The sequence below is a fragment of the Streptomyces sp. NPDC005195 genome (assembly GCF_040608315.1).
In the GTDB taxonomy this organism is placed as follows: Bacteria; Actinomycetota; Actinomycetes; order Streptomycetales; family Streptomycetaceae; genus Streptomyces; species Streptomyces kaempferi.
Genome location: NZ_JBEXHZ010000005.1, coordinates 126,736 through 140,570 on the forward strand (window position 1 = coordinate 126,736; position 13,835 = coordinate 140,570).

The following is a 13,835-nucleotide window of genomic DNA, read 5'->3' on the forward strand; positions in this document are numbered from 1 at the left end:
GGACGGTCGCGTTTCCGCGGTCTTCCCGAGTGTGGACGACGTGGTGACGCCGCCTGCCAGCATGCGTCCGTGACGGTCGAGGGGGATCCGAGCGGGCGACAAGAACCGACGAACACGCACGCGACCGTGCGTGTGGGGGGAATGACTCATGACGTCGACGCCGACAGGCGCCCGACAGGACTTCGACGCGTCCGGGACGGCCCGGCTCCGGGTGCCGCCACAACGGACCGGGGGCCCCGGCAGGATCGACAAGACCCTGCCGAGATACGACTACGAGCACTACAGCAGGCTCGCCGGGCCTCTCACACGGCCCGATCCGAGCAAGCCGTACAAGGTGCAGTACCGCTCCCTGCTGTCCCAGGAGCCGCACCGCGTACGGGCCGCCCTCATGCTGGGCGCGGCGCCGCTGCTCTCGCTGGTCCTGCTCGGCTGGCTGCTCCAGCCGGAGCACTGGACCGAACGCGACTACCCGGCCCACGACTTCCTGCCGGTGCTCGACACCGTGATGCTCGTCTCGATCGGCCTGATCGAGTTCTTCCGCTGCATGAACGTGCTCTCGAACGCACACGCGACCCTGGTCGCCCGCGACCCGATCCCGGTGGTGCCCGAGACCGGCACCAGAGTGGCCTTCCTCACCTCCTTCGTGCCCGGCAAGGAGCCGCTGGCGATGGTGACGAAGACCCTGGAGGCGGCCGTCAGGCTGCGCCACCGGGGCCTTCTGCACATCTGGCTCCTCGACGAGGGCGACGACCCCGAGGTGAAGGAGGTCTGCGAGCGCCTCGGCGTGCACCACTTCACCCGCAAGGGCGTCGCGAAGTGGAACCAGGCCAAGGGGCCGCACCGCGCCAGGACCAAGCACGGCAACTACAACGCCTGGCTGGAGGCGCACGGCGACGCGTACGACTTCTTCGCCTCCGTCGACACCGACCACGTACCGCTGCCGAACTACCTGGAGCGGATGCTCGGCTTCTTCCGCGACCCGGACATCGGTTTCGTGATCGGCCCGCAGGTGTACGGCAACTACGACAACCCCATCACCAAGGCCGCGGAGTCCCAGCAGTTCCTCTTCCACGCGCTGATCCAGCGGGCCGGCAACCGCTACGGCGCGCCGATGTTCGTGGGCACCTCCAACGCCGTGCGCATCAGAGCGCTGAAGCAGATCGGCGGTCTGTACGACTCGATCACCGAGGACATGGCGACCGGCTTCGAGATGCACCGCCACCGGAATCCGGCCACGGGGCACAAGTGGCGCTCGGTCTACACCCCGGACGTGCTCGCGGTCGGCGAGGGCCCGAACGCCTGGACGGACTTCTTCACCCAGCAGCTGCGCTGGTCGCGGGGCACGTACGAGACGATCCTGAAGCAGTACTGGAAGGGGTTCTTCTCGCTGCCGCCGAGCAAGCTCTTCAACTACACCATGATGATCATCTTCTATCCGATGTCGGCCCTGAACTGGATCCTCGCGGCGCTGAGTTGCGCACTGTTCCTGGGCCTGGGCGCCTCGGGCGTGAACATCGACCCGACGGTCTGGCTGATGCTGTACGGCAACGCCTCCGCGCTGCAGATCGGCCTGTACGTGTGGAACCGCCGGCACAACGTCTCCCCGCACGAGCCCGAGGGCTCCGGCGGCGTCGCGGGCATGATCATGTCGGCGCTCTCCGCGCCGGTCTACGCCCGCTCGCTGATGGACGCCCTGCTCCGCCGCAGAAGCAGGTTCGTGGTGACCCCCAAGGGGGATTCGGCGAGCCCGGACACACTGTTCGGGACCTTCCGGATCCACTTGTTCTTCATCCTGGTCTTCGCCGGCTCGATCGTCGCCGGACTCCTGCTCGGCCACTCCCACCCCGCGATGATCACCTGGGCCTGCTTCGCCCTGCTGGTCACGGCCTCGCCGATCCTGGCCTGGCAGTGGGCTCTGCGCCAGGCCAGGAGGATGCCCCCGGTGCCGCCCGAGGAGCCCGCTCCCCTGCCCCCACGGTCCTCCGTGCCGCGGCAGGAGCAGCACGCCCCGCACGCGCCTCGGCACACGCCCGGCCGGGCGGCGGAGCAGGATGCCACCGAGCAGACCCTGCGGATTTCCCCTGGGGGACGTAAGAAATGATGGCCGGTGCCCGCATCCGCCGCGCTCGCCGTCTCGCGATGGGCGGGGCGGTGGTCCTCGCCCTGGCCGGGATGAACGGCCCGTGGGTCTATCGCTTCAGCACGGAGAGATACCACCAGTACACGATCAACAAGCCCGAGTACAAAGCCGAGAACGGCCACTGGGACGTCGTCCGGTTCCCCAGGCGGTACCGCCTGAACACCATCCACGCGGCCCTGCTGCACACCGGCAAGGTCCTGCTGGTCGCGGGTTCGGGCAACAACCAGGACAACTTCGACGCGAAGAAGTTCGACACGCGGCTCTGGGATCCGGTCAAGGGGACCGTCAAGACGATCCCGACGCCGGCCGACCTGTTCTGCACGGGCCACACCCAGCTCGCCGACGGCAGTCTCCTGATCGCCGGCGGCACCAAGCGCTACGAGACGCTGAAGGGCGACGTCACCAAGGCCGGCGGTCTGATGGTCGTCCACAACGAGAACCCCGACGAACCGGTCACGCTGCCCGCGGGCACCCGGTTCACCGGAAAGGAGAACGGCAGGACGTTCGTCTCCAAGGACCCGGTGCTCGTCCCGCGCGCGAAGAAGGTCTTCGACCGGGCGACCGGCGCGTTCCTGCGCAACGACCCGGGCCTGGGCCGTATCTACGTCGAGGCGCAGCGGAGCGGCCGGCGGTACGAGACGGGTACCCAGGACAACTACCGCGTCCAGGGCCTGACGGGCCCTGACGCGCGCAACACGTACGGCATCGCCCAGAAACTCGCCCTGGACAAGAAGGACTTCCAGGGCATCAGGGACGCGTTCGAGTTCGATCCGGTCGCCGAGCGGTACATCAAGGTCGATCCGATGAACGAGGCCCGCTGGTACCCGACCCTGACCACCATGAGCGACGGCAGGATCCTCAGCCTCTCGGGCCTGGACGAGATCGGCCAGCTCGTCCCGGGCAAGAACGAGCTCTTCGACCCGAAGACCAGGAAGTGGACGTACACCAGGGGCGTCCGTCAGTTCCCGACCTATCCGGCGATCAGCCTGATGCAGAACGGCAAGATGTTCTACTCGGGCTCGAACGCGGGTTACGGACCGGACGACGTGGGCCGCGACCCCGGCATCTGGGACGTGGCGACGAACAGGTTCACCAGACTGCCCGGTCTGAGCGATCCCACCATGATGGAGACCTCCGCCACGGTGCTGCTGCCGCCCGCGCAGGACGAGAAGTACCTGGTGATCGGCGGCGGCGGAGTCGGCGAGTCCGGGCTCTCCAGCAGGAGGACCCGTCTCATCGACCTCAAGGACAGGAACCCGAGGTTCGTGGACGGCCCCGAGCTGGAGAAGGGCACCCGTTATCCGCAGTCCTCGATCCTGCCCGACGACACCGTCCTGGTGTCCGGCGGCTCCGAGGACTACCGCGGGCGCGGCGCCTCGGACATCCTCCAGGCACGGATCTACGACCCCCACGCCAACACCTTCGACCGGGTCGCCGACCCCCTGGTGGGCCGCAACTACCACTCGGGCTCGATCCTGCTGCCCGACGGCCGTGTGATGTTCTTCGGCTCCAACCCGCTCTACGCGGACAAGGCCGGCACCAAGCCCGCCACGTTCGAGCAGCGCATCGAGATCTACACGCCGCCGTATCTCTACCGCGACTCCCGGCCCGGCCTGGCCGGCGGCCCGAAGACCGTCGCGCGCGGTGGCTCGGCGACCTTCGCCACGGCGCACGCCTCGTCGATCAGGACGGCCCGCCTGATCCGGCCGAGCGCGTCCACCCATGTCACCGACGTCGACCAGCGCTCCATCGCGCTGGACTTCAGGAAGACGGCGAAGGGGATCACGGTGACCGTGCCGAAGAACCGGAACCTGGTGGAGTCCGGCTGGTACATGCTGTTCGTGACGGACGACCAGGGAACGCCGTCCGAGGCCCGGTGGATCAGGGTTCCCTGATCCACGGGAGCCTGCCCGCGTGACCGGGGGCGCCCTCCGCGCGACGGCGGAGGGCGCCCCCGGTCACGTACCGGCGGTCACTCGAAATCCTTCACGCGGAAGTCCTCATGCGGAGGCCTTGACGCAGAAGTCCTCACTCGGAAGTCCTCACTCGGAGGCCTTCGCCAGCTCGAGCGCGTACTCGGGCCACCAGTCGCCCGCCTTCGGACCGCCCCTGCAGGTGCCGTCCGACTCGCCGGGCCGCTTCACCCACAGATAGGCGTCCACGAGGGGATCGGCGGTCTTCGTCGTCGGGCTCTCGCCCAGCGCGCGTCCCGGCGGATTGCACCAGTTCTCGTCGGCCTGGCCTGCCGTGTACGGCCCGTTGCCGTTACGGCTGGTGTCGATGACGAAGTGCTTGCCGCCGACCTTCGCGGACAGCCGTTTTCCGTACGCGGCGGAGTCCCGGGTCGAGTAGAAGTTGGAGACGTTCACCGCGAAGCCGTCGGCCAGGTCGACGCCGGCCCGTTCGAGCGGCTGGAAGATCTGGTCGGGGTGGCCCCAGCCCGCGTTGCCCGCGTCCAGGTACACCTTCGTGTTCTTCAGGGACTTGAGCTTGGTGACGGCCTCCTTCAGAAGGAAGTAGCGCTCCTCCCGCAGCCCGGCCGGCGTGCACTGGTCGACCAGGTGCAGGATCGCGTCCGGCTCCAGGACCACCGTGGCGGGCCGGTCACCGATGCCCCGGGCGACCCCGTCGATCCAGGCCCGGTAGGTGTCGCCGTCGGCGGCGCCGCCCTGCGAGAACTGGCCGCAGTCGCGGTGCGGAATGTTGTAGAGGACCAGTACGGCGGCCCGGCCGGCCCGCTGGGCGGCCTGCGTGAAACCGCGCGCCTCCCGCTCCGGATTCTCCGGCCCGATCCACTCCCCGGTCGGCCGCCCGGCGATCTTGCGGATCTGCTCGGCGTCGTCCTTCCTGCCCGCCTTGACGTACGTGGCGACCTGCTCGGCCGCGTTGCCCGCCGGGTTGACCCAGAACGGGCCGGAATTCCCGGGCCTTCGGGTGACCCCGGATCCGGCACCGTCGCTCTCGTCCCCGCCGCCCCCCGCGGACGAACACCCCGCCAACAGCAGGACCGCCCCCATCACCGCCATGGACGCCCGTACCCCGGCCTCCTTGCCGCCGTACATGCAACTCCCCCTCGGATGCACTGCGTTAAGGGTCAATCGTGACATAGGTGTCGCCTCGCCCACGAGAACGCCCGAGCCCTGTCGGAGACCTGTTACAGGCCCGCACGCGCTGGGTAGGCGCCGCTGAACGGGGACCCGGCACAGCGGGACGACATGGCCGGCGACGACAGGCGAACGGGGGGACGACAACGGAATCGGGGTACGGGAGATGCATCTGAGCACCCGGGAGACAGGGCTCGCGGCGGCGCTGCTGGAAGCCACGGACACCCTCTCCGACAGCTTCGACACCGCGCACCATCTGCAGCGCCTGTCCGACCACTGCGTGGAGATCGTCGGCGCGCACTCCGCCGGCATCATGCTGGTCGCGGGCGGCGAGAGGGTCTCGTTCGTCGGAAGCAGCCGCCGCCAGGCCGTCGCGCTGGACCTGCTGACCGTCCAGGCGGCCCCGGACCGCGGCGGGCCCTGCCTGGACAGTTACGGCACGGGAAGGCCCGTACCGCACGTCCCGGTCGGCGCCGCCCGGACCGCCGCCCGCTGGCCCGACTTCACCCGGCGGGCGTTGCACCACGGCATCGCCGCGACCTTCGCGGTCCCGCTGCGCCGCCGCGAGACCCTGCTCGGCGCGCTCAACGTGTTCCTGCCCCCGCCGCCGCCCGGCCGGAACGGGCCGCCCGCCGGGCCGGAGTCCCCCGGCGACGAGGAGAGCGTGCGGCTGGCGCAACTGCTCGCCGAGGCGGCGGCCGCCGGACTGCACAACCAGCGGCTGCACGCGGAGTACCGCGCGCTGGCGGGGCAGTTGCAGTCGGCGCTCTCCCGCCGTGTCCGCGTGGAGCAGGCGAAGGGCATGCTCGCCGAGCGCTGGAACACGGGGGTGGACCAGGCCTTCGCGGCACTGCGCCGGTACGCGCGCCGGCACCGGATGCCGCTCGCCGAGGCCGCGGCTCGGGCCGTGGAGGGCTCGCTGGACCGGGACGGTCTGGACGCCGAACGTCCCCGGCCCGTATGAGGAGTTCACCAACCACCCCGGAAGCGGCCGCCACCTGGGCGGATCACACAGCGCCACCGGCTGTCGACCGGCGTCCGACAGCCGTCCGACAGCCTCTAGGCCGGAACGCTCATCGGCTCTAGAGTTGCCTCGAACGCCGCCGGCCCCGGCCGGTCGCGCCATGCCGGTCGTCCCGATCACCGAGCTCCTTCCCGTGGTGCGCGATGTCCGGAATGGTCTCAGAACCTCCCGCGCCGTCGCCGGGTTACTCCCGCAGCCCGTGCGTGCGCGGTCGAGGACCAGTCCGGTCGGTGGCCCCGGGGGGAGCGGGCCGCCGGCCGGGCCAGGTGCGCCCGGCCCTTGGGGCTCCCCGTACGGGGGCCGCCCCGGCTTCAGAAGCCCTTGCCGGTGAGGTACGCGGACACGACCACGTTCGCGGTGTACGTACGGCGGGTCCGGTCGAAGGTGCCGCCGCAGGTGACGAGCCGCAGTTCGGCCCGCCCCGACTGCCGTGGTCCGTAGGCCTGTTGGGCGTCGAAGTGATCGCGCGGGAAGACCGCGACGTCGTCCACGGTGAACTCGGCGACGGTCCCGTCGTCGCGCATCACCCGGACCGTCTGGCCCGGCCGCATCGCGCTGAGCTTGTAGAAGACCGCGGGCCGGGTCTCGGTGTCGACGTGTCCGACGAACAGCGCGGTCCCGGCCGACCCCGGCTGCACTCCGGCGGCGTACCAGCCGACGACGCCCGGCTGCTCGTAGGGCGGCGGATCGATGGCGCCCTGTGTGTCGAGCCCGCGGGCCACGACCGGCGCCCGCACCCCCATCGACGGAATGTCGACGCGCTGTGGCCGCGCCCCGCCGAGCGGCTTCAGCGGGGGAGGCATCCGGACCTCCGGCGGCCGTCCCACCGCCGCGATGTCTCCCGTGGTCGGCGCGGACATCCCCAGCCGTACGTCGGTCACCTCCCGGCCCCACAACCACAGGCCGATCAGCAGCAGCACCCAGGCGAAGCCCGTCAGCAGCCGCCCCACACCCGAGGAACGCTCCCTGTCCGGCATGTCACTCCGAGGTGTCCCGGCCGCGGCGGACGCTGCGCAGCGCCACGGCCACCGCGGCGACGCCCGCGAGGACGAGACCGATCACCGCCTGCCGGGTCCCGGGGCCGGTCGCCCGCGCGTCCACGGCCACCGTGTGCGTGCCCTTTCCGTCGGCGCGGGCGGTGCCGCCACCGCCCGCGTGCACCGGGGCGACGGGCGAGGCGGGGACCGGGAGCGACGCGGGGGCGGAGAGCGTGGAGAGCGGTTCCGCCTGCCCGGTGACGGTCACGGTGCCCGTGACCTGCCGCCGGCCCTGCCCGCCCTCGCAGCCGACCGTCACGTCGTAGGTGCCGGGCGACAGCGAGGTGCGGACCCGGGTCTCGCCGGTGAGCACGCCGTCCGAACCAGTGAGCCGCGCGTCCGAGACGAACGCGGTGGACGCGGCGGTGCCCGTGCTTCCCGTGCAGCCCTGTGCCCGCAGCCGGATGTCACCGCCGGGCGCGGGGACCGCGGGTGTCACCGAGACGCCCGCCGTGTCACTCCGGGGAGCGGTCGCGTACGCGGCGGGAGCCGTCGCGGCCAGGCAGGCGGTGGGAGTCAGCACGGCCGCGACGACCGCGCCGGTGCAGAGAGTGAGTTTCCGTGAACCCATCGTGAACCTCCAGATATCTGGAGACTCCCCCCGCGGGCCGCACGACGCATCCGCTGACGGCGCCGACTACTCCGGACGGGTCACAAATGGTTTAGACCCGGTCGACGAGGTCCGCGATCGAGTCGACGATCCTCGAGGGCCGGAACGGATACTTCTCGATCTCCTCGCGCGTGGTGAGACCGGTCAGCACCAGGTAGGTCTCCATCCCCGCCTCCAGCCCGGCCAGCACGTCGGTGTCCATGCGGTCGCCGATCATCGCGCTGGTCTCGGAGTGCGCCCCGATGGCGTTCAGACCCGTCCGCATCATCAGCGGGTTCGGCTTGCCCGCGAAGTAGGGCTGCTTTCCGGTCGCCTTGGTGATCAGCGCGGCGACGGCGCCGGTGGCGGGCAGCGGGCCCTCGGTGGACGGGCCGGTCTCGTCGGGGTTGGTCGCGATGAACCGGGCACCGCCCTTGATCAGCCGGACCGCCTGGGTCATCGCCTCGAAGGAGTAGGTGCGGGTCTCGCCGAGAACCACGTAGTCCGGTTCGTGGTCGGTCAGGACGTACCCGATGTCGTGCAGCGCGGTGGTCAGACCCGCCTCGCCGATGACGTAGGCGGTGCCGCCGGGGCGCTGGGCGTCCAGGAACTTGGCGGTGGCGAGGGCGGAGGTCCAGATGTTCTCCACCGGGACGTCCAGGCCCATGCGGCGGAGCCGGGCGTGCAGGTCACGGGCGGTGTAGATGGAGTTGTTCGTGAGCACCAGGAACGGCTTCCCGGACTCCCGCAGCCTTTTGATGAAGGCGTCGGCGCCGGGGATCGGCACACCCTCGTGGATGAGCACACCGTCCATGTCGGTGAGCCACGACTCGATGGGCTTGCGCTCTGACATCTGCTGGGTCTCCTGCCGTCCTGGCGTTCGCACGCACGGGATCCGGGGGCGCCGGAACGACGCTGTGCCGACGCCCCCCAGCCTAGTCAGGGCCGTACGGTCCCGAGCTGGTCAGGCCTGTTCGATCCGCACCCCGTCGATCACCCAGTACCAGTTGTTGCCGCCGGTGTAGCGGAACCGGACCCGGGCCGTCTTCGCTCCGGCCGGCACCCGGAGGGCGACGGTCTCGGTGCGGGAGGGCGCGTCGGCCGTGTACGTCCTCACCGCGACCGGCGCGGCGCCGTCGTAGGAGACGAGCACCTCGCCCTTCTGCGGGGCCTCCTGGCGGTAGTACGTGGTGTAGGTGAGCGTGGCCCGTGGTGCCGCCGGTGACCGGGTGGGCGGGGCTGACGAGGGTCGAGTCGAAGGTGCCCGTCACGCGGACAGCACTTCGGGCAGCGCTGCGGGCATGGCGACGCCCCCGGTGGTTCCAGGGGCGTCGCGGGGTGGGGCGTGGGACCCGGGGGTCAGCTGCCCGTGGCCGACTTCCAGTCGTCCACGTACGACGTGAGGTTCTTGTCGATGTCGGCCCAGTCCGGCGCGAAGACCTCGACCCCGTCCATGAGCTTGGTCAGGGCGATGGCGTTGGCGTCGGTGGCCTTGACGTCCTTACGCGCGGAGAAACCGCCGCCGATCTCGCTGACCTGCTGCTGCGCCTTGGCGGAGAGCATGAAGTCGAGGAGCTTCCTGCCGTTCTCGCTGTGCGGCGCCTTGGTGACGAGGGCCCCGGCGTAGGGGAGCGCGAAGGTGGTGGGCTTGCCGGCGGCGTCGGCGGCCTTGTCGGTGGCCTGCGGGAACCAGATGCCGAGGTTCGGCATGTCCTTGGACTGGGCGTAGTTCATCTGGACGTCGCCGTTGGCGACCAGCAGTTCGCCCTTGTCGACCTTGGGGGCGAGCTTGCCGGTGGAGGCGGACGGGCCGACGTTGTTGGCCTGGAGCTTCTTCAGGTAGGCGAGCGCCGCGTCCTTGCCGCCGAAGTCGTGGATCGCCTTGATGAGTACGGCGGTTCCGTCACCGGCGACACCCGGGGTGGAGTACTGGAGCTTGTTCTTGTACGACGCGTCGAGGAGCTGGTCCCAGCTGGTGGGCGCCTGCTTCAGCTCCTTCTTGTTGTAGACGAAGCCGAAGTAGTTGTTGACGACGGAGGTCCAGGTGCCGTCGGTGGCCTTGTCGGCGCCGTCGACCTGGTCGGAGCCCTTCGGGGCGTACTTCTGGAGCAGTCCCTTGCCGTCGGCCTGCTGGATGAACGGCGGGAGGGTGACGAGGACGTCGGCCTGCGGGTTGGTCTTCTCGCGCACGGCGCGCTGGACCACCTCGCCCGAGCCGCCCTCCACGTACTTGACCTTGATCCCGGTCTGCTTCTCGAAGTCCTTGAAGACCTGGTCGTACCAGCCGTCGCCGTTCTCGCCCTTGAGGCCGTCGGCGCTGTAGACGGTGACGACCTTGGCGTCCGAGGCGGCGGAGTCGCCACCGCAGGCGGTGAGGGTGGAGGCGAGGGCGAGGCCGCCGACGACGGCGGCGATCGACTTGAGGTACGTGTTTCTGGGCATGACGAGATGAACTCCTTGCGTGGCGGGGCGGATCGGTGACGAACGGGAACGGTGGACCGGCCGGTCAGCGGAAGGTCAGCGGTAGGTCGCCCTGGTCCGGATCCGGGAGACGGCGAACAGGACGAGCACGGTGGCGGTCATGAGGACCACGGCGAGCGCGGAGCCGGTGAAGAGGGCGCCGCGGTCCGTGGCGGCGTAGATCTGGACGGGAAGCGGAGTCCAGTCCGGCGGGTAGAGCATCATGGTGGCGCTCAACTCGCCCATGGACAGGGCGAAGCAGAGGCCGGCCGCGGCGGTCAGCGAGGGCAGCAGCAGCGGCAGCCGCACCCGCCACAGCACGTACGAGGGCCGGGCGCCGAGCGAGGCGGCCGCCTGTTCGTACGCCGGGTCGAGACGCACGATCGCGGCCGACACCGACTGATGGGCGAACGCCGTGACAAGAACGGCGTGCGCGAGGATGACGATCCACCGGGTGCCGTTGAGCAGCACCGGCGGCTTGGAGAAGGCGACGAGGACCGCGAGGCCCACGACGACCGAGGGCACGGCGACCGGCAGCATGAAGAGCGCGTCGAGGACGCGGGCGCCCCGTTTCCTGAGGGCGTGCGCGGCGAGCGCCGCCCAGGTGCCGACGACCAGCGCGAGGACGCTCGCGGTGAGCGCCGTGACCAGGCTGGTGGTCAGGGCCTGGAGCGACTCGCCGCGGGTGGCGGCCGCGTAGTGCCCGGTCGTGAAGCCGGAAGGGAACGCGCTCGACCAGTTGGTGGCGAACGAGGCGGCGAGGACGACGAGGAGCGGCAGCGCGAACAGGGGCAGGAAGAGCAGGAAGAACACGGCCCAGATGGCCCACTTCCCCTTGCGGCTATGCACCAGCACGACGGCTCACCACCCGGTACAGGCCGTAGAGGCCCACGGAGATCAGGACGTTGACGACGGCGACGACACAGGCGCCCGGGTAGTCGGACTCCAGGATCGCCTTGCTGTAGACGAGCATCGGCAGGGTCGTGACCCCCTTCGCGCCGGTGAACAGCACGATCCCGAACTCGTTGAGACAGAGCACCAGGACGAGGCTGCCGCCGGCCGCGAGCGCGGGGAGGGCCTCGGGCAGGATCACCTGCCGCACGATCCGCGCGGGCCGCGCTCCCAGCGAGGAGGCCACCTCCAGCTGGGCGGTCTCGATGTTCGAGAAGGCGGCGAGCAGGGGGCGCATCACGAACGGGGTGAAGTACGTGATCTCGGCGAGCAGTACGCCCCACGGTGTGGTGAGGAACTGGAACGGCCCCTCGGCGGCACCGGTCGCGTCCGTCCACAGTCCGTTGGCGATGCCCACGCTGCCGTAGAGGAACAGCAGGGCGAGCGTGATGAGGAAGGACGGGAAGGACAGGAAGACGTCGATGAACCGGGCGACGGCCTTCCCGCCGGGGAACGGCACGAACGCGATGACCAGGGCGAGCACGAACCCGAGGACGAGACATCCGGCCGTCGAGCCGACCGCCAGCCACACGGTGGTGCCGAGCGCCTCCCGGAAGGCGGTGGAGGCGAACACGTCGCCGTACGCCTGCGCCGAGGTGCCTCCCGTGTCCGGCCGGAAGGACTGCTGGACGACGAGGGCGAGGGGGTAGAGGAAGACGAGACCGAGGACGGCGACGGGCGGCAGGGCCCAGGCCCACGGCGGTATCCGCCGGCGGGACCCGGCGGGCGCCGACGCGGGGGCGGCGGCCACGGCGCTAGCCATCCGCGGTCACCCCCGCCGACAGCAGTACGGCGTCGTCGGGCGCGAAGTGCAGCGTCACCGGGTCGCCGTGGACGGGGGGTTCGCGCAGCTCGCGGAGGTCCGCCATCACCCGGTGGCCCGCCACGTCGACGTACAGCCGGTGGGTGGAGCCGCGCCACTGCACCTCGCTGACGGTCCCGGTGACCTGGTTGGGTCCGGGGCCGAGGCCGACGAGGTGGGGCCGTACGCACAGGGTCGCCAGGGCGCCGGGCGCGGCGTCCGCGGTGTCGACCTTCAGCTCGGTCCCGGCGAGGGAGACGGTCCCGGATCCGACGGTCACGGGCAGCAGGTTGGCGTTGCCCACGAAGGACGCCGTGAACTCGGTCCGCGGCGCCCGGTACAGCTCCTGCGGCGTACCGCGGTCCCGCAGCCGCGCCCTGTCCATGACCGCGATCCGGTCGGCCAGGGTGAGTGCCTCGACCTGGTCGTGGGTGACGTACAGGATCGACACGTCCGGCAACTCGCGGTGCAGCCGGGCTAGTTCGGTGAGCATTCCGGAGCGCAGCTGCGCGTCGAGGGCGGACAGCGGCTCGTCGAGGAGGAGCACGCCTGGCCGGATGGCGAGCGCCCGCGCGATGGCGACGCGCTGCTGCTGTCCGCCGGACAGCTCCCGGGGATGGCGCCGGGCGTAGGCCGCCATCCCGGTCATCTCCAGCGCCTCGGCGACCCGTCCGCGGATCTCGCTCCTCGCGACCTTCCGCGCCTTGAGCCCGAAGGCGACGTTGTCCTCGACGCGCAGGTGCGGGAAGAGCGCGTACTGCTGCACCACCATGCCGATGCCACGCCGGTAGGGCGGCAGGTCGGTCACGTCCCGGTCGCCGATGAACACCCGCCCGGAGGCGGGCCGTACGAACCCGGCGACGGCCCGCAGCGCGGTGGTCTTCCCGGATCCGGAGGGCCCGAGCAGCGCCATGACCTCGCCGGGTTCGACGGTCAGGTCGAGGGCGTCGAGGACCGTGGTGCCGTCGTAGGCGACGGACACCCGGTCGAAGCGGATTCCGCTGGTCATCGCCCGTCCCCGCCGGACCGGTCGGATCCGAGGAGCAGGGCGGGCAGTTCGGCCACGGAGCCGAGCACGTGCCCGGCTCCGGCGGCGCGCAGTGCCGCTTCGTCGTGTGCGCCGGTCAGCACGCCGGCGACCAGGCCGGCTCCGGCGCGTACCCCGCTGAGCATGTCGTACGAGGTGTCGCCCACGACCGCGATCTGCTGGACACCGTCGGCGGCCCCGGTCCGCAGGAAGGCCTCCAGGACCATGTCGGGGTACGGGCGTCCCCGGCCTCCCGCGTCCGCCGGGCACAGGGTGAGCGGTACCAGGTCCTGCCAGCCCAGGGCGTCGAGGATCGCGTCCTGGGTGACACGGGCGAACCCGGTGCTCAGTACGACGGTCCGCCCGGACGCCGTGAGCGCCTCGATCGCCTCGCGCGCTCCGGCGACCGGCGCGATGTGCCCGCCGTCGACGAGTTCCCCGTAGGCCTTCTCGAAGGCAGAGTTGGCCCGCTGGGCGAGGGGCTCCTCGCCGAACAGGTGCCGGAAGACGGAGATCTTGGACTCGCCCATGGTGGCCCGGACGTAGTCCAGCTTCTCGGCGTGGTCCGCGGATCCGGGCTCGACGCCCAGTTCCCCGGCGGCCACCGCGAAGGCCCGCTCCACCAGGCCGCCGTCGGCGACCGTGGTGCCGGCCATGTCGAGGACGACGAGCCGTGTGTCCGTGGTCATTTCCTTCGCCAT

At 70.9% G+C, this 13,835-nt stretch carries 13 protein-coding genes; 3 read left to right on the forward strand and 10 right to left on the reverse strand.

Annotated elements, in window-relative coordinates; genetic code table 11:
- The first annotated feature begins 148 nt into the window (after positions 1–148).
- Both ABZV34_RS08380 and ABZV34_RS08385 read left to right on the forward strand, forming a co-directional pair.
- A complete protein-coding gene (locus ABZV34_RS08380; RefSeq protein WP_356272543.1) occupies positions 149–2,101 on the forward strand; it encodes a glycosyltransferase family 2 protein in 1,953 nt (650 codons plus the stop codon).
- Positions 2,098–4,035 carry a kelch motif-containing protein gene (locus ABZV34_RS08385; RefSeq protein ID WP_356272545.1) on the forward strand — a complete coding sequence of 646 codons (1,938 nt, stop codon included), beginning with the start codon at positions 2,098–2,100 and terminating at the stop codon, positions 4,033–4,035. Before ABZV34_RS08380 ends, ABZV34_RS08385 begins: the two co-directional genes overlap by 4 nt.
- A 147-nt stretch (positions 4,036–4,182) precedes the next feature.
- Here the strand turns inward: ABZV34_RS08385 and ABZV34_RS08390 are convergent, their stop codons facing one another.
- A complete protein-coding gene (locus tag ABZV34_RS08390; protein WP_356272547.1) occupies positions 4,183–5,202 on the reverse strand; it encodes a glycoside hydrolase family 6 protein in 1,020 nt (339 codons plus the stop codon).
- A 208-nt stretch (positions 5,203–5,410) separates the two neighbouring features.
- Here ABZV34_RS08390 and ABZV34_RS08395 point away from each other — a divergent pair, with 208 nt between their 5' ends.
- A complete protein-coding gene (locus ABZV34_RS08395) occupies positions 5,411–6,208 on the forward strand; it encodes an ANTAR domain-containing protein (RefSeq protein WP_356272549.1) in 798 nt (265 codons plus the stop codon).
- 371 nt (positions 6,209–6,579) lie between these two features.
- On the opposite strand, the gene ABZV34_RS08400 is transcribed toward ABZV34_RS08395, so the two are convergent.
- From ABZV34_RS08400 to ABZV34_RS08440, 9 genes are all read right to left on the reverse strand, one after another.
- Positions 6,580–7,245, reverse strand: a complete 666-nt coding sequence (locus ABZV34_RS08400; RefSeq protein WP_356272551.1) for a class F sortase — start codon at positions 7,243–7,245, stop codon at positions 6,580–6,582.
- Between the two features lies 1 nt (position 7,246).
- Positions 7,247–7,876, reverse strand: a complete 630-nt coding sequence (locus tag ABZV34_RS08405; RefSeq protein ID WP_356272553.1) for a hypothetical protein — start codon at positions 7,874–7,876, stop codon at positions 7,247–7,249.
- A gap of 91 nt (positions 7,877–7,967) precedes the next feature.
- A complete protein-coding gene (locus tag ABZV34_RS08410; protein WP_168528290.1) occupies positions 7,968–8,747 on the reverse strand; it encodes an HAD-IIA family hydrolase in 780 nt (259 codons plus the stop codon).
- Positions 8,748–8,858: 111 nt separating this feature from the next.
- Positions 8,859–9,047 carry a hypothetical protein gene (locus tag ABZV34_RS08415; RefSeq protein ID WP_356272555.1) on the reverse strand — a complete coding sequence of 63 codons (189 nt, stop codon included), beginning with the start codon at positions 9,045–9,047 and terminating at the stop codon, positions 8,859–8,861.
- Between the two features lie 206 nt (positions 9,048–9,253).
- Positions 9,254–10,336 (reverse strand): 2-aminoethylphosphonate ABC transporter substrate-binding protein, encoded by a 1,083-nt coding sequence (locus ABZV34_RS08420; protein ID WP_356272557.1) that lies wholly within the window; start codon positions 10,334–10,336, stop codon positions 9,254–9,256.
- 75 nt (positions 10,337–10,411) lie between these two features.
- On the reverse strand, positions 10,412–11,209 hold the full coding sequence (locus tag ABZV34_RS08425; protein WP_356272559.1) for an ABC transporter permease subunit: 798 nt from the start codon (positions 11,207–11,209) through the stop codon (positions 10,412–10,414).
- Entirely contained in the window at positions 11,196–12,068 is an 873-nt protein-coding gene (locus tag ABZV34_RS08430; RefSeq protein ID WP_356272561.1) for a 2-aminoethylphosphonate ABC transporter permease subunit, read from the reverse strand. Before ABZV34_RS08430 ends, ABZV34_RS08425 begins: the two co-directional genes overlap by 14 nt.
- Positions 12,061–13,116, reverse strand: a complete 1,056-nt coding sequence (locus ABZV34_RS08435) for an ABC transporter ATP-binding protein (RefSeq protein WP_356272563.1) — start codon at positions 13,114–13,116, stop codon at positions 12,061–12,063. Before ABZV34_RS08435 ends, ABZV34_RS08430 begins: the two co-directional genes overlap by 8 nt.
- Complete coding sequence (locus ABZV34_RS08440) at positions 13,113–13,835, reverse strand: HAD family hydrolase (RefSeq protein ID WP_356272565.1); 723 nt, start codon at positions 13,833–13,835, stop codon at positions 13,113–13,115. Before ABZV34_RS08440 ends, ABZV34_RS08435 begins: the two co-directional genes overlap by 4 nt.